Annotated in this window: 20 protein-coding genes; 5 read left to right on the top strand and 15 right to left on the bottom strand. The window is 64.3% G+C overall.

The features are described from left to right. Positions 1–55 precede the first annotated feature (55 nt). Positions 56–1,387 (bottom strand): hypothetical protein, encoded by a 1,332-nt coding sequence (locus WJM95_RS22285; RefSeq protein ID WP_339131510.1) that lies wholly within the window; start codon positions 1,385–1,387, stop codon positions 56–58. Positions 1,388–1,719: 332 nt separating this feature from the next. Between WJM95_RS22285 and WJM95_RS22280 the strand changes: the two genes are divergently transcribed. The 3 genes from WJM95_RS22280 to WJM95_RS22270 all read left to right on the top strand — a co-directional run bounded on the left by WJM95_RS22280 (position 1,720) and on the right by WJM95_RS22270 (position 5,553). Then, a complete protein-coding gene (locus tag WJM95_RS22280; protein WP_339131509.1) occupies positions 1,720–2,763 on the top strand; it encodes a Shedu anti-phage system protein SduA domain-containing protein in 1,044 nt (347 codons plus the stop codon). 189 nt (positions 2,764–2,952) lie between these two features. Further along, the gene (locus WJM95_RS22275) at positions 2,953–3,354 is read left to right on the top strand and encodes a hypothetical protein (protein ID WP_339131507.1); all 402 of its coding nucleotides are present in this window, start codon (positions 2,953–2,955) and stop codon (positions 3,352–3,354) included. A 753-nt stretch (positions 3,355–4,107) separates the two neighbouring features. Further along, a complete protein-coding gene (locus tag WJM95_RS22270) occupies positions 4,108–5,553 on the top strand; it encodes a DNA sulfur modification protein DndB (RefSeq protein WP_339131506.1) in 1,446 nt (481 codons plus the stop codon). 66 nt (positions 5,554–5,619) lie between these two features. Here WJM95_RS22270 and WJM95_RS22265 read toward each other — a convergent pair whose 3' ends face one another. The 13 genes from WJM95_RS22265 to WJM95_RS22205 form a co-directional block, all read right to left on the bottom strand. Beyond that, positions 5,620–6,993 (bottom strand): site-specific integrase, encoded by a 1,374-nt coding sequence (locus WJM95_RS22265; RefSeq protein WP_339131505.1) that lies wholly within the window; start codon positions 6,991–6,993, stop codon positions 5,620–5,622. Then, positions 6,990–7,160, bottom strand: a complete 171-nt coding sequence (locus WJM95_RS22260) for a helix-turn-helix domain-containing protein (RefSeq protein WP_028805806.1) — start codon at positions 7,158–7,160, stop codon at positions 6,990–6,992. Before WJM95_RS22260 ends, WJM95_RS22265 begins: the two co-directional genes overlap by 4 nt. Positions 7,161–7,180: 20 nt before the next feature. Next, positions 7,181–8,470 carry a replication initiator gene (locus WJM95_RS22255; RefSeq protein ID WP_339131503.1) on the bottom strand — a complete coding sequence of 430 codons (1,290 nt, stop codon included), beginning with the start codon at positions 8,468–8,470 and terminating at the stop codon, positions 7,181–7,183. Positions 8,471–8,623: 153 nt separating this feature from the next. Beyond that, positions 8,624–8,860: a SpdD protein gene (locus WJM95_RS22250; RefSeq protein ID WP_339131502.1), complete on the bottom strand. Its 237-nt coding sequence runs from the start codon at positions 8,858–8,860 to the stop codon at positions 8,624–8,626. 72 nt (positions 8,861–8,932) lie between these two features. Beyond that, positions 8,933–9,127, bottom strand: a complete 195-nt coding sequence (locus tag WJM95_RS22245) for a hypothetical protein (RefSeq protein ID WP_339131501.1) — start codon at positions 9,125–9,127, stop codon at positions 8,933–8,935. Positions 9,128–9,137: 10 nt separating this feature from the next. Beyond that, positions 9,138–9,329 (bottom strand): mobile element transfer protein, encoded by a 192-nt coding sequence (locus WJM95_RS22240; protein ID WP_037621018.1) that lies wholly within the window; start codon positions 9,327–9,329, stop codon positions 9,138–9,140. Next, entirely contained in the window at positions 9,329–9,529 is a 201-nt protein-coding gene (locus WJM95_RS22235) for a hypothetical protein (protein WP_339131500.1), read from the bottom strand. Before WJM95_RS22235 ends, WJM95_RS22240 begins: the two co-directional genes overlap by 1 nt. Positions 9,530–9,549: 20 nt before the next feature. Beyond that, complete coding sequence (locus tag WJM95_RS22230; protein WP_339131499.1) at positions 9,550–10,254, bottom strand: DUF2637 domain-containing protein; 705 nt, start codon at positions 10,252–10,254, stop codon at positions 9,550–9,552. 54 nt (positions 10,255–10,308) lie between these two features. Beyond that, positions 10,309–11,682 carry an FtsK/SpoIIIE domain-containing protein gene (locus WJM95_RS22225; RefSeq protein ID WP_339131498.1) on the bottom strand — a complete coding sequence of 458 codons (1,374 nt, stop codon included), beginning with the start codon at positions 11,680–11,682 and terminating at the stop codon, positions 10,309–10,311. Positions 11,683–11,686: 4 nt separating this feature from the next. Beyond that, a complete protein-coding gene (locus WJM95_RS22220) occupies positions 11,687–12,037 on the bottom strand; it encodes a hypothetical protein (protein WP_266616567.1) in 351 nt (116 codons plus the stop codon). Positions 12,038–12,192: 155 nt separating this feature from the next. Further along, the gene (locus WJM95_RS22215) at positions 12,193–12,921 is read right to left on the bottom strand and encodes a GntR family transcriptional regulator (RefSeq protein WP_339131497.1); all 729 of its coding nucleotides are present in this window, start codon (positions 12,919–12,921) and stop codon (positions 12,193–12,195) included. Positions 12,922–13,028: 107 nt separating this feature from the next. Then, positions 13,029–13,472: an ATP-binding protein gene (locus tag WJM95_RS22210; RefSeq protein ID WP_339131495.1), complete on the bottom strand. Its 444-nt coding sequence runs from the start codon at positions 13,470–13,472 to the stop codon at positions 13,029–13,031. A 290-nt stretch (positions 13,473–13,762) separates the two neighbouring features. Next, positions 13,763–14,503 carry a GntR family transcriptional regulator gene (locus tag WJM95_RS22205; protein ID WP_339131493.1) on the bottom strand — a complete coding sequence of 247 codons (741 nt, stop codon included), beginning with the start codon at positions 14,501–14,503 and terminating at the stop codon, positions 13,763–13,765. Positions 14,504–14,582: 79 nt separating this feature from the next. Here WJM95_RS22205 and WJM95_RS22200 point away from each other — a divergent pair, with 79 nt between their 5' ends. Beyond that, on the top strand, positions 14,583–15,671 hold the full coding sequence (locus WJM95_RS22200) for a DUF1152 domain-containing protein (protein WP_339131492.1): 1,089 nt from the start codon (positions 14,583–14,585) through the stop codon (positions 15,669–15,671). Continuing rightward, complete coding sequence (locus WJM95_RS22195) at positions 15,656–16,141, top strand: hypothetical protein (protein WP_339131490.1); 486 nt, start codon at positions 15,656–15,658, stop codon at positions 16,139–16,141. The genes WJM95_RS22200 and WJM95_RS22195 overlap by 16 nt, the downstream gene beginning before the upstream one ends. 582 nt (positions 16,142–16,723) lie before the next feature. Here the strand turns inward: WJM95_RS22195 and WJM95_RS22190 are convergent. Then, the gene (locus WJM95_RS22190) at positions 16,724–19,105 is read right to left on the bottom strand and encodes an AAA family ATPase (protein WP_339131488.1); all 2,382 of its coding nucleotides are present in this window, start codon (positions 19,103–19,105) and stop codon (positions 16,724–16,726) included. Between the last annotated feature and the right edge of the window lie 28 nt (positions 19,106–19,133).

The raw sequence follows: 19,133 nt of genomic DNA, 5'->3' as shown, positions 1-19,133 counted from the left end.
CCGCCTCCTTCCTAGACCACCCAGACCGTACCCCGAGGTTCTACAGAGCAATAGCTCAGTTCGCCTCTGCCACTTCGATCAGTCTCTCGGCTAGCTGTCTCATGGGGGCCCACTCCTCGCCTAGAGCTGCCCCACCAGCTTCTGCCTTACTCAGAGCATCTTCAATCCGGCTCTGAACGTAAGGCTTATTGACAAGCTCACCTTGATAATCCGAGATAGCCTCGTTGTACCCCCTCCATCGAACCGGGACGAGATACCCGTCGACCCCACGAAGACATTCAGTTCCGAAGTAGAACTCGACCGAGCACGCTCGTGCGTTTATATCGCTCTCGCCGTCTCCTGATGGGCCGAGGGTCGGATAAGATCGACCGTATTCGAGATCTGGCAGACGGCAATAACGGTAGTGTTTAGGAAGGGGCACACTCGCCAACTGCCTCTCTGCCTGTCGGCCAGCACTGTCGTTGTCCAGAAGCCCAATCACACGGTTCATTACTCCAGCAGCGGCAAAGCTGCGTAGATTGGCGACAACACGGTCCGTCCCTCCTGCGGCCTTCATGGCTTCAAGGTCCCAGAAATTGAAATACCCTGCCACATCGGGCCGCACGAGCCTGAGAGCCCGGGCAAGCACACGCGAGTCGAACTTTCCTTCCGTGATCACAATTATCGGACCTGTGTTCACCGTGGATTCCCTCAGCTCTTCGAGGGCACGCGTGGACACTTGATCAGTGCTGCGGAAATAGTCTGCGGCAAGGAGATCGGAAAGGTCGAGCCGAAGTGTCTTCGTGAGATCTTGATCGTTCAGGAGAGCGCTGAGAAGGATTCGAGGATCTTCATCGTCTTCGAAGAACAGTTCTAGACGGTCGAGACAAAGGCTCTCCAGCCTACTCAGTCCCGCCTCACGCTCTGGCCCCCACCAACCGCAGCTCTTTCGGTGCGCATCCAGCCCGATCGTGACCACGCCTTCGCAGGAAACATCGAAGCGCGTTGGTTCACCTCCCGGCGAGGAGTCATACAGGGCGTCTTCGCCGCCCCAGTCACGAAGCTCTTGAAGTTCTGACGCCATCGCCCGCCGGCTTCCTTCCGGGCTGAAGCCCATAAGCTTCAGACGAGATAGGACGGTCGCGACGGTTGCGCTGTAGCCGAAGAGATTGTGTATATCCTCGTCTGTTTCGTCGATTCCTTCGTCGGTCTCGTCGTCGCCATCGTCAATATCCGTGACGGCAGCGTCGACCGCCCCAGCAGCGTTGGCATCGTCAATCTGACGAGCCCACGTCTCGTCCAGATACTTGTCATCTTCCTGGAAGACCGTCATAAGCCGAGACGGCAGCTCGTTCTTCCCCCACATGATCTGCTGGTCTTCGAGCCGCAGTCGCCATCGGTCGCTCATTGCTCCCCCTCGGTCTGATGCACCGCCGCAGGCGTGGGTGACGCTGTCAAGACAGGCGTCCTCCTCACGGCTCCAACGCGCCGGAACCGACACGCTCCCTGGACAGCGCGCCCGGCGACACCCCAGCGCACAGACATCCTGTCAACCACCAGGCCAACAACCCAGCGAAGAGGTTACGGCAGCAGAACACGGGACGCCCCAGACTCGCGTCAACCAGTCTCCTCGTACGACCTCCATCCATCGGGGCACCTCGGTATCGTTTCACATCGGTCGATTTCATCAGCACAGGGCAACGACGGCTTATCACCAGTGACAGAACTCGGGGGAAGCAAATGGAACTCACACCAGAGCCGTACAACCACATCAATGCAGAGTTGAACATTCTGGAAGAGTACGGCAGTTACGAAAATGCCGTACAAGCCATGAACGCCAGGCACCAGAATCACAGGCCAGATGAATTCGAGTTCTCGCCTATTCTTTCCGACGACGCCGAATCGCTCAACCCTGAGCGCCCCGCCCCTGTAACTTGGGAAGAATATGAGCCATGGGTTATGGCTGAATGGCGCCGCCTTCTGGACTCGTCACCCGCCGAGCTTGAGGTTCAGCGTTTCCTTGAACAGCACCCATCACTCCTCCCGGGGGCCGGAGATGACGTGGGGCGGGGCCACCATGGTTCATGCTGGGGTGCTGTAATTACTCAGCCCTCACTAAAGGGGGTCAGCCATGAACGCGTACCCGACTTCATGTGGGTCAGAAGCGACACTGCGACCGTCTACGCCCTATGTATCGAGATAGAGGCCCCCAGCAAGCCGTGGTTTACACTTGACGGGCAATCCACCGCCTACCTGACCCAAGCCCTCGACCAGATCCTGGAATGGAAAGTCTGGTTCTCAATCCCCGAAAATATGTTGGCGTTTCGTCATGCCTACATACCCGTAGATCTCGGATACCACAGAATCGAAATGCAGTTCATTCTAATCTATGGACGTGACGCCGAGTTCAGGGCAGGCGAAAGTCGCCACAGAGATCCGGGCTTCCTGAGGAGGAAGCGAGACTTGATCCCTCGGGCTTCAGAATACCTCTACACCTTTGATCAACTCAGACCAGAACGAGATGCGGCCAACTCGATCACGATCACGGGCCGGCGAGGGGAATTCAAGGTAGTAGCAGTTCCGCCCACTCTAACAACTGGTAGCAGCACAGAGAACGTTGCCGCAGAGATCGCAGACATATCTGCGGTATTGAACGCTACCCCCTTGATGAGCGATGAAAGGAAATTCTACTTGGCGGAGAGGTGGAACTACTGGCGCCGGAGCGCCGAACCGCGAATGAATCGCGGTGGCTTTACATCGCATGGAGATTTCTTCGGAGAGTAGCGACCACCCTCAAGACGGTCTGCATTCGTGAACTGACCCATAGTGATCTTTGAGGTGATCCGAACGGGGTTTGTCGCAATGCGGCCAGTCTGCCCACGAGCGACGCCCGAGCATGACGTTGCCTATGCCATCGTCCTTCAATCGATGAAACCGCCCCCACACGAACAAACCCCACATAGTCTGATTGGCATGGACAAGAGGTGGGATGCAGGGGCCACACCGTGGCTGCGCCGGCATCAGACGGAAGCGACATCTGGCGCCCAGGCTAGGCCGGTGCAGTGCATGTTCTGCGGCGGGCAGACCCTCAAACGCTCTATGTCAGATACCCCCAAGGACCCGGGTCGTCTGGAGCTGTACTGCGACAACCAGCTCTGCGACGCCCGGGAGATGGTCCTTCTGGTGAAGCGCGATGGCTCCGATGCAATATTCCGGGCTGACGTGAAGGCGCTGCACCTCATCGACGACGGGACGCTGGACGTACACGCCATGTTCCCGCCGGAGATCAAGTCGTACGACATGGTCGACCTCTTCAACGACCGAGGAAACGAGGTCGGCCGCAGGATGCGCAAGCCTGCTCCACCAGGGGATTGATCGACTCACTCCGCCGCCGGCGCGCTCGGGGCCGCGATCCATGAGACCTCGCAGAGGCGCGCGCTGTGCACGGTACGTGATAGAGATGGGTACCGAAGCCTCGATCTTGCCGAGAAACCGCAGGCCAGGGCCTCTGTTTCAGATGTTGCTGGCATGCCCTCCGGAGCCGTGTGCGCAGGTTCGAATCCTGCCGGGGGCACCCCTCATGAGGTGCCCAAAGACCCCGTCACCAGCGGAAACGCTGAGGCCGGGGTCTTCGCGTATGTGCAGGCGGATGCAGCCCGAAGCGGCTCCATGTCAGGACCTGTGGACGAGGCGTGGACGGGATCTTGGAACGTTGCCGCAGGTGAGCCCAGGAAATGCCGAGGTCCCGTAGCGACACCTGCCGGCTCGGCCCGGACGATCGTTACGCCGCAAGACACCCTCGCTCCAGCGGAACCGCCTGGCACCACGCCCTCACTCACGGGATCAGGTCTGGCGTCAAGCGTGGCGATGACGAGCAACGCCGTGCGCCTGCCCGAGAGCCCACGCTGGACATCCAGCCGCGCTAGGCCCAGCCGCACCGCCCACGTCACCCGTCCACAAAATATAGGCCAGGCGCATTTCCTGACGGGTTTTTAATTTTCGTGTGACCCGGCTAACGTGGCGGATAACACAAAAAGCTCCGGCCCGGCGGCTGGGAGCTCTGGACAAGCGTGCCGCCGGGCCGGACCCGTATGCGGACCGTAGGCCCGCAGAGACGAGGTTAGTGCCTTGAGCACGACCACCCTGCCCGACAGTAAGCGGCTGCGTGCGGCCCTCAAGGGCGAGAAGCCCCCGATCCGCTTCGAGCGGATCGGCTTCCTCTCCCAGGCCGGTGAGCTGCGGAAGATCGTGTGGTCCGAGCCCACGAAGTCGCTCGCCGAGAACTGGACCTTCGACAACCTGCTCAAGCGCGAGGACTATGACCTCGATGACGACGGCCGCCCTGGTCAGCGCGGCCTCTACGAAGAACAGGTCAAGAAGATCGCCGACGGCATTCGGACCACCTCGCGCCCCTACCTGGGGACGCTGGTGGTCGGCATGGAGCCGGACGAGGAATTCATGGAGATCGAGGTCATCCAGGAGGTCATGCCCGGGGTGTCCCTGGCCAGGATCACCGTTCGCGAGGGCGCCCCGGTCGTCTGGTCCGTCGACGGGCAGCACAGGGAGTACGCCCTCGATCGGGTCTGGAAGCTGGTGAAGGACGCAGAGGAGGGCGATGGCCTGGTGGTCCGCCGGTACCTGGAGCAGTCCGCCACGGAGATCACGCTACTCCTGGAGGGCGATCCCGATATCCTCGCCACCCTGTTCGTGAAGATGGGCTCGACCAAACCCATCGACCCATCACTGATCGCCGTCATGGACAAGGAGAACGCGACCAACCGCCTTGGCCAGTACGTCATCAAAAACGCACGGCTGTGCGCCGGCCGGGTCGGCTACCTCCCCGACTCCGCGCACAAGAGGCGTGACCCGAACTTCGCTGGCCTCTACAAGGCCGCAGGGGTGCGCTCGGCAGCATCCGCCATCGCTGGCGTCGGTGTCCGCGACCGTACCCCGAAGGCCCGCGAGACGCACCTCGCGGCGGTCATCCGCAAGCGAGTGACCGCCACCGGGCTGACCGGCAACGAGGCCCTCACCGCAGTCGGTGCCGAGGTCGTGGAACTCCTTGACCTCGCGTTTGAGCGCATCCCCGGCTGGCGCGAGCTGTCCAAGAACACCCTGACCGTCCCGGAGTTCCGCAAGCGGTATCTCCACTCTGCAACAGCTGGCCTCCACGTCATCGCGAACGTCATCGCGGCGGCCCGCGTCGCCGATGTTGACCCGCACAAGGTGGTGGACGCCCTCGCCGAGCTCCCATGGCAGCGCGACGCCCTCCGAACCATTCCCGAGAACAAGGAGTCCGGCACCGAGGAGTACGCCGTGCACGTCTTCTTCGAAGGCACACTCGCCAAGACCGTCTATGACGAGCGGGCGCTGTGCTACCGAGCCGGCGCCTCCGGTGCGACCCGCTCGAACTACGAGCTGGCGATCAAGACTGTCCTGCGACACCTCGCCACGGAGCACCCCGACCTCAAGTCGCTCGACAGCGACGCCACCTTCACCGAACTCGGCCTTATCACCCGGCGCAGCGTCGGGCGGCCGAGGAAAACAGCCGCAACACTGGCTGCCACAAAGTAGGAACCGCTCTCTCCGAGGCCCGCACGGTGTGTCCGTGCGGGCCTCGGTACTGCTGTTGGTCTGGGACTACTCGTATTCACGCAAGAGGTCCTCGATACGCCGGTTAGCGACGTCCTGCCGTCCGTCGAGGCACTTCGCGTAGCGGGTCAGCAGGACCTCGACGCTGTTGCCGGCGCGCTCGGCCACCTCGGTCGGGTCGACCCCCGCGTTGAGCCACGTCGACAGCGCCGAGTGCCGCAGGTCGTATGGACGGCTCGCGAGCGGCGAGGCCGCGGCGGACGGAGGGAGCGCGATAAGACGAGCCTCCTGCCACACGCGGTAGTACGTCGAGGACGGAACGACCGAGCCCTTCTCGCTGAAGAAGAGCCGTCCGTCGTCTGCCGTGCCGAAGGTGGCCAGGTGGTCGCGGAGTGCGGAGACGAGGTGAGGCGGAATCGGCACCCGTCGGACGTCCTCAACCGGCCGGTTCTTCAGGCCGCGGTCGTCATGGGTCTCCCCCGAATCGGTCCACTGCTTGCCGACCGACGGACGAGTCCGGTGAAGCAGCGCCGATCCCCATCCCTGCTCAGGGAGGCTCAAGTCCGTCTCGACGAGGCCGATCGCTTCAGCCGGCCTGAGGCCGCCGAAGTACATCGCAGCGAAGAGACCCACCAGGCGCCGACCGCGGGCCCGCCGGTAGCCGCCCACGTAGGAGACGGCCGCCAGGAGATTCCGAGCTTGCTCGGGGTTCGCGACAACGCGAGGGTCGACCTGGTTGGAGACCTTCGGCTTCTGCCAGCGGACAGCCGTGATCGGGTTCTCGCGCAGCTCCCCCAGGTCGACCGCGTAGTTCGCAGCGTTGACGAGAGTCCGCCGCTTACGCCGCACGGTTTCGGCTGCCGCGGCCGTACCGTCGAGCTTGAGCTTCAGCGAGTCCAGCACCGCACGGGCCGTAGCCGGTTCAGCGAGATCGGCCAGCGGTCGCGATGCCTTCGACACCCAGTGAAGGACGTTCCGCACGTCGTCCGAGACGTCTCGGTCATCAGGCCCCGGCAGGACGAAGGCCCAGTTGCGAAGCGCCTGGCGGATGGCCTGATCGGACGGCCGTCCAGCCCGCTCACCGAGGAGCTCCACGGTCACGCTGGTGAGCGATTCGTTGATGCCGTTGCGCGTATTGGGGGCGGCGTGGGGCCACTTCATGGCGAGGTACCGGAGGGCGAAGTCGTACCAGGACACAGCCGACTTCTTCGGTTCCATCGAGTCCGGAAGCCCGGATGCCCTCTCGAACTCTTCGCCGTCGCGCATCGCGCGCATCAGCTTCGAGCGGTAGTGATCGGCGAGTGCCTTCGTGCGGAACGAGTCGGAGAAGACGTTACCCGCCACAGACCACCGCACGCCGTACGAGGGCGTTTTCGTATCCCGCTTCCGTACAGCCCAGACCTTCACGTCGAGAGACTTCACGCCGCGGCCTCCAGCTCTCGCAGCCACGTGGAGAAGTCACTCCGCCACACCCGGAGCTCCCCGTTGGGCAGCTTGAACGCGGCCGGCCCGTGCCCCAGCTCACGCCAGCGGTAGAACGTCCGGCGAGAGACTCCACCCAGCTCGTTCAGGACCTGGCGCACGGTCATCAGCTCGTCGCGCTGCGAGTTCACGTCGGTTCTCCTTCCGTTCCGAGGGCGGGTCCAAGGGATGCGGCGAGCCAGGCTTCGGCGGAGGACAGACCGATTCCGGCAAAGACCCAGTGCGAAAGAACGAGGGTCGTGTCCGGCTCGTCCTCGGTGATCACTGCGACTTGGGCGCGGCGCCAATCGGCGCGGGCGGTGCGGAGGGCGCCGAGGGTGGTCGAGTAGCGGCGAGACTTGGTGGAGAAGTGGCCGCGGAAGCCGAGCATGTGAGCCCAGGCCCGAAGCCGGAGCTCTGCTAACTCCTTGCGAGCCCCGAGCGTCCAGGCCGTTCGGATCAGCTGGCGGGCGTGGTCGCTGATGTCGAGCTGGGCGAGTTCGGCGAGGAACTTCAGCGGGCGGTCGAGAGCTCCCGTCGCGGTCTCGGCACCCTTGGTTGCGTACTTCGCGATGTACGAGGCCACGGCCCGCTCGGTCAGCTCCTGGCCGCCGTCGAAGTCGGCGGAACGGATCGCACGCACGTCGATCTGCTTGCCGAAGGCGAACGCGTGCGGGCGCCCGTCGACGACGGGGCCGTCGACTCGGGAGTGAGCCGCAGCGGCGCCGATCGCGTCCGTGAGCAGCTCGGCGGTAGCCCAGTCCGGAGGCAAGGTGTCGCCGCCCTCGGGGCCGTCGATGCGGATGACGGCGTGGAAGTGGATCGCGCCGCGTTTCTGGTACTCGGCGACCTTGGCGAAGGAGACCCTGGCGAAGTCCGCGAAGTCCCGCTGGGTGAGGCCAGCCCGCTTGGCTATCTCTCGGCGGAGGTAGATGGAGAAGCGCCGCCAGAGCATTCCGGCGTGCGCGTTCCAGAGGACGGCGCCCTCGTAGTCGTACATCGCCGGGTCCAGGGGTGTGCCGAGCGATTCGTCGTCGACGTCGTGCAGGAGTCCGCAGCGGCAGGCTCGGACGGTGCCGCGTCGGTCTGTGGGCCGGTTGTGGACAGGGCCGAAACCGGGGGCGGTGAAGGTGGCGAACACCTTCGGATGGCGGGTGACGGTATCGGGGGTGCCCTTGCCGCCCCGCAGTCCGGCGGTGATCAGGTGGAAGGTGTCACGGCGGTAGGTCTCCGCGCAGGCCGGGCAGCGGGTCGCCCGGCGGTTGTTGCAGCGTACGAGGAGGTTGCCTGCCGGGAGCGAGGCCGAGTCGAGGCGGTGGAGAACACGGCCGATCGCACCGGTTCGGGTATCGACCGCGTGCTCGACGCGGTGGCCGTCTAAGCGCACAGGCTGTGTACAACCGCCGATTCCGCGGAGTTGTTTGACGAGGGTGGGCATGCCACCCAGGGAGACGAGCGCGCCCAGTTCTTTGACTGGGGGTGGGACGCGTCCGGTAGTAATGGGAACTGTCCTTTCGGTTTCGGTCGGGAGGTCCACGCCTGCCGGGGCGGCGGGATGCTTGGCGGTATCGAGGCCGCCCCGGCAGGCTGGTCAGCGCTTGTGGGCGCTGTTGAGCAGGGAGCGCAGCACCAAGGCCGCGATGGAGACGGAGACGGCCGTGATGGCGACCGTGGCCAGGAGCGCGGTCAGCACGACGCCGACGACGAGGACTGCGGCAACGGTGCTCACCCCGCGTCCGACAAGGGGCGAGAGCGGGCGGCCGACGGACGCCATGGGGGCGTGAGCAGACGAGCAGGTCACCGGGGCGTGGTGGTGCTCGGCCGGCATGACCGATGTATGTGCGATCGGTACCGGAGCCGCGTCGGGCATCTTCGGTCGGAGCAGCATGGGGTTTTCCCTTCAGCGATGGGTTCCGTCGACGACGCCGACCCCGGAGCGGGTGCCGGATTCGATGGCGGGGGCGAGGAAGGTCTGAGAGAGCAGGAAACCGAACAGGGCGATCACGACGGCCACCCACATCCGGACGCCGAGGAACTTGATCGCGGCCCAGGCGATGACGCCGAGGACGAAGACGAGAGGCAGGTTGAGGGTCAAGGCGGTCTCCTCAACGGCCGGAGCAGCGGTGGGTGCGGGCCGCCAGCTCGGCGGCGGCACGGCTGTCGTAGTCGGTCGAGAAGCCGCAGCGCGGTGCCGTGCAGGCGGCAGCGTGCTTCTCGCGGCCCCGGCCGTCGTAGTACGTGGCGACCTGGACGGGGCCGATGCGGACGACCCGGCGGAAGCGGGGGTTGGCGGGCATCAGGGGAGCTCCTTGGGGTTCTCGTGGTTCTCGCCGGTGAAGTCGGCGACGTGGTCGAGCAGCCACCGCCGGATCTCCGCGCCCTCGATGTCGTCGGCGACGAGGATCACGGGTTCGGCGATGAGCAGTGCTTCAGTGAGGCGGTTCTGACGAGTCAGCTCGGCGGCCCGGTTGAGGGCGCGGAGCGTGGACGGGCGCATGGGCGGAAGGTCTCCTGGGGTCAGGTGAGTTGGGCGGCGATGGCTTCGGCGAGCGGGCCCGGCACACCGAGGCGGGCTCGCAGGGTTTCGGTGTCGATGGGTGCGCCGGTTCGGGTTCGGTGCTCGACGGCCACCTTTCGGGCGTGGTCGAGGAGCGCGGTCGGGAGCCGACCTGTCGGTGGAACGGCAAGCGCGGGACGCGAAGCAGGGGCAGCGGGCCGGGACACGGGCGCGGACGCAGGGAGTGATCCCTGTTGCGCCGCTACGTTCGTCAGCTCGTCGTTCTGTTCACGCGGGTCCGGGGCCAGATCGGCGGGTCCGTGCGCAAGCAGCGTTCCGCCGAGGAAGGCGACCGCCGGCCAACCGGCCACGACGATTCGGAGCGAGGCGGGAACGTGGTGGAGGTCCAGGAGCCCGGCCGTCGCGATGTTGGCGCCGAGACTGGCGGTGAGCGCGACCAGGAACCAGCACCACCCGGCCGCTTTGGACTCCCCCGACCTCAGCCGCCTCCAGGCCGCCACCAACAGCAGATCGACGCTGATCGGATAGGCCCACGCCTTCCAGCCGTCCTGTCCCGCCGCGACGGCCAGATCATGAAGGTGTGCGAAGGACAGCGCGGCAGCGATCACCGCTTGAACCAGTACGGCGTCCACGCGGACCGGAAGGGCACGCGGTACGGAGCGCTCGGCCACGCTGATCACGTCCTCTCGTTCGGTTTCGGGCATGGCGGGGGTAGGGACTTGGCGCGAGACGGTCGCGCCGGCCGGTGGGTTGGTGGGTCAGCCGGTCGCCGGGTGTGGCTTGGTCAGACTGGTCGGGGTGTCCGCGGGCAAAGCCGGGATGTGCGGCCGGAACGGCTTCAGAGCCGTTACGTCGGGGGCGAGTTCGGCAGTCTCGCGGCAGATGGCCGCAGCGTCGCCGAGGGACAGATACGGGGTGCGCATGCGTCCCCAGCCGCCGGACGTATCGCCGGACACAGCCAGGCCCGGACGTTCAGCGGGAATGGTGGCAGCGACGCCCACCGCTTCGGGGGCGATGTCGCCGAGGGCCATCTTGGCCGAGGCCTCGTCGTTGACGCGGTGACAGACGCGTCCGGTGAGTTGAGCGCGGAGCATGGTCGCGCCCTTACCCAGCTCCGCACCGAAACGCTGGCCGCAGATCTCCAGGTAGATACCCGCGGCCCGCCCGAGCTGGGCAAGCCGGATCAGCTGGGTCACCATCTCGTCGCGCCGTTCCTCGTCCTTGCGACTTGCCACGAGGAAGAGCTCGGCCACCTCGTCGACGAACAGCACGATGGGCGGCGGCCGTTCGCCGTCCGGCAGGCCCCACACGTCAGAGGTGATCTCCTCGTCGGGCGTGCCGGACGCGATGCCCTGGCGTGCCTTGATCAGGTCGTAGCGGTCCTCCATTTCCCTCACGAGGACGGGCAGCAGCTCGGCGGCTTCATCGGAGTCGGTGGCCAACGCCGACAGCCGCGGAGCGAAGGGCGCCAGCTCGACGCCTCGCTTGCAGTCGATGCCGACCAGGGCGACCGGTTGACCGGCCAGCCCTGTCAGCAGATTGCGGAGGAACATCGACTTCCCCGACAGGGTGGCGCCGAGGACGAGTTCATGAGGAACGGCCCGATAGTCACGGACGAACACGGTCGCGTCCTCCCGCAGAGCCACCGGCACGGCGAGGAGGTCGTGCCCCGCGCTGCGAGGCATCTTCACTTTGCGCAGCAGATCGAACCCGACCAACCGCAGCTCGACCACGCCCGGCTTGATCTCGCGAACGTGGACCGCGTGAACGCCCCAGGCGTGACGCAGCCGCTCACACGAGGCAGCCACGTCCGCCGGCTCCTGGCCGGGGGCGAGCCGAAGCCGGACCCGCAGCCCTGTGGAGGTGGGACGAATCAGCCCTCGGCGCGGCGGCACCGGCCGAACCTCACGGCGGGTGGTGGCCCGCACCGCCAGGGCCCGCAGACGGGACGGCTGGACCGTCAGCCCGCACGCGTCCATGGTCGAGCTGTACGAGCCGACCAGCCGGGCCACCGACGCGGGCAGCCCGACCGTGGCCCAGTAGACCGACGGATGCGCCTTCCTGGCGTAGACCGCCCCGCCTAATAAAGCGAGGGGTCCACCCAGTTCGGCCATCGTCATGAGCTCGGACACGAGATCAGTTCTCCTGTCCGACGGGGAAGGCTCCCGGAACCACCGCGGCCGCCCGGTAGGCGATGCCGTGGCGGGCCTGCCCGCTGAAGACGCTCTCCCACGGACGGGCGACGAGGCCGGGCAGGGAGACCGGGGCGCCGACGGCCAGACCGTCCGTGATCCCGCTCTCCGGGACGGTCACCGCGATGAGCGACGACTCCCCCTCGTCGATGTAGACGACGCCGACCTTCATCAGCGCCTCCCCACTGACCGCGTCCTTGGCGATCTCGCCCGTCTGCCGGTCCTTAACCTTCGGCTCAGGGGCCTCGGTCAGCAGGATGGTGGCGGACGAGGTCTCAACTCGGATTGCACGCACAGAGCTTCTCCTTCGTAGACACCCACCAGACGACCTGACAGGTTGACTTAGCAAGTTCGAAGTTAAGGAAGCCAGGTTGACTTGTCAAGTGGCTTCAGTGGCCTACCGCCGAAGTCGCCGAGCATCAAATGCCCTGCCTTTTGGGCTAGTTGGACTCAGCCGAGCCGGTACGTGTCTTCAAGTTCCTGCCGATCAGCAGGAAGGAGAACGTCCGTGACCTGCAAAGCCTGCCCAGCGACGTCGCATGCGACGACCAACACGCTGAGCACCGGCTCCCCTTGAGGCATCGCCAAGAGGTCAGCCTCTTCCCGGCTGGGCAGCCGGGCCGAGACGCGCTCGGTTACGTGGTCGAAGCGCACCTTCTTGCGCGCTTCCAGGTGAGCACGCTGCCCTTCACGCAGTGGAGACGGGACGGAAAGCTCGGTCCCTTCGACCAGGCCGGCCGAGAAGTAGGACGAGGAGAGCTCAACCGGCTCACCGTCCCGCTCCACCAGAAGCCGCCGAACCAGGACACTTGTTTGCTTGGGCACGCCGAGGAGGGACGCGACCCTCGACGGCACGGGGACTTGATCAACTTGGACGAAGCGACCCTCGACCGAGGATTCGTCGCGCTCCAGCGCGTCACGTCCCCGCCGATCCTTCTGCTCTACGACTTCCGGCCGCCCGCGAACGATGGTGCCGAACCCCTGCCGGGACTCAAGCCAGCCATCCCGCTTCAGTAGCTCCAGCGCGCGAACGACGGTGGGCCGGGACATCCCGAAGGCCTGGACCAGCTGATTTTCACTCGGAACCCGACTCCCCGGCGGATACGTACCGTCCTCGATACGCCTCTGGAGCGTCTGCGCCAGCCGCACATACTTGGGTGCAGCCACCTCGTACGCCATAGCCCCGCCTAGTGAGAATCCGCCAAGTCAACCTGTCAACCAGCCTACTCACGTAAGTGGGCACTGAACACCCGCAGACACGCAGGCGCCACAGGCCAGGATCAACTTCACGGCTTCCAGGCGTCGTCGATTTGAAACCACACGACGGTCCCACCGAAGCGGCTGGGGCCGGCCGCCCAGGAGTCTGCCAGCGCGTTCACCAGGCAGAGCCCACGGCCGTGCGCGTCATTGGCGCTGGGACTGCGAAGCCGGACATCCGCCGGGAAGCCCGGGTTGTGGACGTCGACCCGCAAGGACTCCCCCAGGCGCGACCACTCGACCCGAACCCGCCACGGTTCTTCGGATTCCCCGTACAGGATCGCGTTCGTCACCAGCTCGGAGAGCATCAGCACGCAGTCGTCGATCGGACAGGCCAGGTTGTACGGGGCGGTGAACTTCCGGAACCACCGCCTGGCCCGCGCCACGGACTCGGGCACGGGATAGAGGGTCATACCCCCGATCGGCTTCGGTCCGGCAACCGCGGCTTCGGACTCTTCACTCGCATCCGCCATGAGCGCCACTACTCCCTACCGGTGCCGTCACAGTCGAGACAGCGCCGCTTGGACGTGGCACGGACGCGAGCATCAGCAGCGGAGAGCGCCAGGGAGGAGCGGGAGCCGACATGCTTCCACCCTCGCCCCCGGCATCCACGGCAGACCGCTCCCGGCGAACCCTGCCGTAACTCGCCGCACTCCTGACTCACGCCCGTGCCCCCTTCCGGTCAAGTGGCCTTAGCCACTTACTGGATAGTGGCATTAGCCACTCGACGCCACAAGCGGTTCGCAGAGAGATGGCCGACTTTCTAGCTGATCGGGTAGCCCTGCTCGAACGCCCAACGCTCAGGCGGGTACGTGGCCTCGGCGAACTCAAGAGGTCGATCCTGCATGTCGTACACCACGTGGTGGACGATCAGGACAGCTGCACCGGGCTCAAGTTCGAGATCAGCAGCCTCATCCTCGGTCGCGAGTCGGGCGCACATCCGGTCTTCGGCATAGCTGCCCTGGCGACCCGTGGCGCTCTCGACATACATGAGCGTCCCCTCCTGGATCCGGTCAGGATCACAGAGCTTGGGTGCCCGCTCGCCTACATCGGTACCGAACCACGAAGTGGAGATGGTGATGGGACCCGACTCGTTCTTGGTCACGCGGCGGCGGTGAACAGCTCGGCTTCCAGCCGTCAGACTCAGCGCCTCGGCCACGTAGTCGGGAGCCTCCAGCCAGCCGGCGGAGGTGATGACCGCGTACTCGCCCGGCGTGTAGATCTTGCCGGTCTGTTTGGCGCGGCCGTAGAGCTCCCGAGCACGCCGATTGACCGCAAGGCCCCGCACGTAGGTCCCCGAGCCCTGACGCTTTTCCACCAGGCCTTGATTGCTCAGGGCCTCCAGCGACCGAGCGGCCGTCGGGCGGGAAACGCTCCAGTCCGCGGCCAGTTGGCGTTCCGACGGGACCTCGTCGCCAGGCCTCAAGTCGCCTCGAAGGATCTGATCGCGGATGTGGTGCGCGATCTGGAGGTACTTGGGCTGGGTCTCTTCGATCTGCGGCATCGGAGCCCCTCCCTAAGTGGCTATGACCAGTAGCCACTATAGGGTGAGTGGCCAGCAGGCAACCCCGTACGCTGCGAGGGTGACCCGGTTGATCGTGGCAGCAGGAGGAGGGGGCGACGCAGTCGCCGCCGCAATGCTCGACGCAGCCCTCTACGGGGGTGACGACAGCCCGGCAGTGATCCTCACGTACGCGTGGGACCGTCTCCTGATCGACCCGGTGCCGGGCCCCCGAGGGCCGGAGAACTTCACGGGACTACGTCCCCTCACGCAAAGCGTCTGGACAGTCCCGGCCGACGCTAAGCCCATCGCTCCCGCAGGCTCGACGCTCCCTCGCCTGGCAGCCGAGCTCCCCCACACCTTCGCCCTGATCGACCCCATGCACGGCGTCGAGGGCATCACCCGCCAGCTCGAAGAGCTCATCGAGCACCTGGCCCCCGAGTCCGTCGACCTCCTGGACGTGGGCGGCGACATCCTCGCCAAGGGCGACGAACCCACCCTGCGTAGCCCGCTGGGCGACGCCCTCACGCTGGCCGCGTGCTGCCAAGCCAACGCGCCTGTGCGGCTCCTGGTCGCCGGTCCTGGCTTGGACGGAGAGCTCCCAGCCGGGCTTCTTGCTGGCCGAATGGGTCCGCCAACGCTGACGCTCACGACTGAGCACGTCGAACCGATCAGTTCGGTCCTGGAGTGGCACCCGTCCGAGGCGACGGCACTGTTGGCGGCCACAGCCCGCGGGGTACGCGGCCTCTGCGAAGTCAGAGACGCCGGCCTGCCAGTCCCGCTCACCGAGAATGGTCCCGCCATCCACGAAGCGGACCTGGACGACGTCCTCAACCGCAACGAGCTCGCACGCGCCATCCTCGCAACGGAGACCCTCGCCGAGGCAGAGCAGTACAGCCGCGAGGTCTGCGGGTACTCAGAGATCGACTATGAGCGCAACAAGGCCAGTTGGCTCGGCAGCCAGCCGGAACAGAAGTTCGATCCGGAAGCCGCCCTCCACCAGCTCGACCAGTTCGAGGCCCAGGCCCGCGCCCGCGGCATCACCCACACGACGTTCCGCAGAATCACCGAGGCCCTCGGCCTCAACGGCAAACAGCGCCAAGACCTCAGAGCCCTCTTGCTCAGCAGTCGCCCTGAGCAGTACGAAGCGCCACTGTGGCGCATCACGTGAGAGACGATCACAGACTTCCGGCCGCCGCCGACCTGCCCGGTCCCCGCTCGACACTCACCCGAACCAACTGGGGCGCGCTCCAACATGGTTACGGGCAGGCCGCGAATGCACCCGAGATCCTGGTTGCGCTACTGGATGAGGATCAAGGCGTGAGGACCAGGGCGCTGGAGAACCTGCACTGCATCCTGCACCACCAGGGCACGATGTATGAGGCGACGGTCCCCACAGCCCAGTACGTAGCTGCGATCCTGCCCGATCCTCGGACAGTGCTTTCGGTCGACAAGACGCGCCGATCGTTTCCCGGATGCATACGCGCCGAGCTGTTGGGCTGGCTCGGATCAGTCGCCGACGCGGTGACCGATGCAGTTGATGAAATGGGCCAACGGCTCGGGTTTCCTCTCGCCGACCATCCTCCTGCCGTGGCCATGCGTGAAATCCGACCACTGCTGTTCTCAGCAGCTTTCCCCTAAGTTGACGACACCGACCGCGCCGTGCGCGAAGGGGCAATCGCAGCATGCATCCCGCTCGTCGACGACGTCCGGTTGCTGCACCACCGAGCCTCATTGGTGCCCCTGGTCCGCCAGGTGCTCGGAACCAGCGAGCTCTGGCAACACCGTGAACGGGCCATCGACGCCCTCGACGCATGGGGCGAAAGCTCCGCAGGCCTTGAAGGCCAACGGAACCCCTTCCTGTTCTGCGACACCGACCCGTCCCCGGACAACACCCCATGGCCTTCAACCGCGAGCGACGCCGAAGGATGGACGAAGCTCCACCGTTCTGACACAACCGATCCATGATCACCAGACTCTGTCGGCCGTTGAGTAACAACCTTCTTTACGGGTTCAAGGCGGCTCGCTCCGCTCCCCGCACGCGGCCCGGCCCCCGGCCGGGCCTGCGCTCCTGTCTCCGCCCCGCTCCAGCCCAGCCAGCGTCCGTGCCGCGCTCATGGCGATGTGCCGCCTAATGCCAGAGAAGAGGTATGCCGTGGCTGGGGCGGTCGGCTCCACGACTTTAGGCAGCCAGCCACAAGTCTGGCCCCTCCGCAGGAGGAATCACTTGTGAATCACTTGGATGTCGATTACGCATTGGTTGTGCGAACAAGGCCCACCTTCGTTAGCCCAACGCTTGCATGACGAACATCGAACACCCTCGTAGAGCTCCAAGACGGCATCGCCGAAAGAACGAGCTTCTGCGTTACTCAGCTCAAGAGCCCTCGGGTCGCCGTGGGCAACTGGGTTCCTCATACCCCTCACTGAATCAATCTTCCGCAGAGTTGGCGCCAAGTGCGTACTGCTCAACGAGGTGGAAACTGACCCCCACAGGTCATGGAGGGTAAATACGCGTTCGCGGTTGTACGGGATAGGGAGCCTCAGGCGTGCGCAGAGTTCACGGCACACATATTCCAATAGGGGGCCAGCTTTGCCAGCAACAGAGTCCGGTTCCCCGTGCTCCAAAAGGAGCTTCAGGTCTTTGGTCAGCGCATCGACGCCGGGCGACTGAAGTTCAGGACCCTCGTCTGGATCCCATCGACGAATCTGGTGCTCAATAAACACATGACGAGCAGAATTAAAGAGGCTACGCAAACGCTCGAGCCAGAAGCGATCGTGCACCGTGAAGATTAGCTGCCACTCGGAAAGTTCCTCGAGGAGGTGCTCCACGAATGCATGCCGAACTGTTGAATCGACACTTTGCAGCACATCATCCAGGATCAGGACCTTGGCTTGACCACGCTCGGCTGCCCTTCGCGCCACAGCCACGAAGAATAGCAGGGCCAGCAGATCCCGATACGCCTCCGAGAATAGTTGCTGCGGGAAGCAGTTGCGTCCACCCTTTAGCCTGACAACCACATCAAGCGAGAGAGGGCCAGACTCCCCGAGAACGATGTCGATTCGCTCAACCGGGTGCTCATGACAGATTCTACGAAATGCCGCGGTTACCTCCAATCCGACATCCTGCAGGGCGGATTTGAGAAGAAGCGTCTGCTTCCGGTGCAATACGGGATTCAGTGAGTTATCTGAATTCTCGATAAATTGCTTCGCCTTTCCAAGCTGGGCGAACACCGATCCCAACTGTTGCACCAATTGGCAGAGTTCGACGTCAACATGCTGCCATCCTCCTTCTTCCGCGAAAGCCGCGGCATTCTTCCCCCTGTAGATCTTTTCTCGAATCGCGTTATTGAATCCACTATTGTTGGCCAAATCGACAGGATCGACACCGAGGAGGCCGGCTAGGCGCCCCGCATAGGCCGTGCGCTTAATGCGCAATTCAGTAACTTCGGTCTGAAGCAGCCGAGCTTTCTCGCTCGGCCGAACTGCAAGACTGTCAGAGTCTGCCGGAAAGTAATCCAGCAGGACAGTGCCTCGGCTAAGCGCTTCTGTATCCAAGAAATTGGAAAGATCAGTCCGCTTGATCGTGATCGGTGCCAGTCTAAACCCAGGGCGGACATTTCGAGGTTCTGCAATCACCTTCTTATGGGAGTCAACAACCGCGCTTCGCTCTACCCATGAATCATCTGTTAGATCAACGCGGGCTCGACTTTCACCTGTGGCGCTGAACGAGCGCAGCGATGGAGCCACAGGCGAGTCATAGTGCGCGGACCGGCCAATACGCCCCTGTAGAGCAAATTCAATCGCATCAACGATCGTCGATTTACCTGTCCCGTTCTCTCCAAAAATGAGCACAGAAGACGGGCTGTTCTTCTTGCCGAAAGTAAGCTTCAGCTTTCCAGGCGCCCCACGAAGGCCCGAAAGCTGTACAGATCTCAGCCTCACTTCAGCATCGGAGCGATCATAGTCGACTTCACCACTAGCCTCGATCGCTTCCCGCTCTTGACGCCCGGCCGCCGCCGCCAGAATATCGGCTGCCGACTCATTACTATCAGGAAGCTCTCCCTTCGGAAGTAGGACGGGATTCTTCTCAATAGCTACCTTCCGAACTTCTTTCAGCTTCTCGGAAACGGTCCCTTCATTCCATCCTTCTCCAAATAGCGCCGCCCAGTCTGGGGCTTCGACAATCCGAGCGTTTTCGCGCCTAACTTCCTCACGGAGAGCATGCGGTACCCGTATTCCATCTGCGCAGAATGCCGCGAATGACAGAGCCGCCTTCCGCAGATCCGGAGGCAAGTTTTTCTTGGCGCGTGCTATATAAGCCCCCGCCCTTGTAAGTCTTATCAGACTTTGATGCAGCAGCGACGGATCATATCTTTCGGCGGCATCGAGAGCAAGTCGCTGCGAGTGCAGAAAAAGCAATTGCACTTGCTCATGAAGAGGCATTCTCCTCTCGCGCACAGCGGCATCGATTTTTTCATCGGATGCACTTCCCCATTCTCTTTCGATTGCCATCGAAAAAGGGGAAACATTTTCTCGCGCTTCCACGATAGATTCGATGATTCTCGCTGCACGCGCGAGAGGTTCTTCATCGGATTTCTGTTCCATCGTCTGCACTCCCAATCATCCCTCTGTT

This window comes from Streptomyces sp. f51 (assembly GCF_037940415.1).
In the GTDB taxonomy this organism is placed as follows: domain Bacteria; phylum Actinomycetota; class Actinomycetes; order Streptomycetales; family Streptomycetaceae; genus Streptomyces.
Note: the sequence above shows the minus strand (reverse complement) of the source record. Positions and strands in the feature narration are given on the sequence as shown.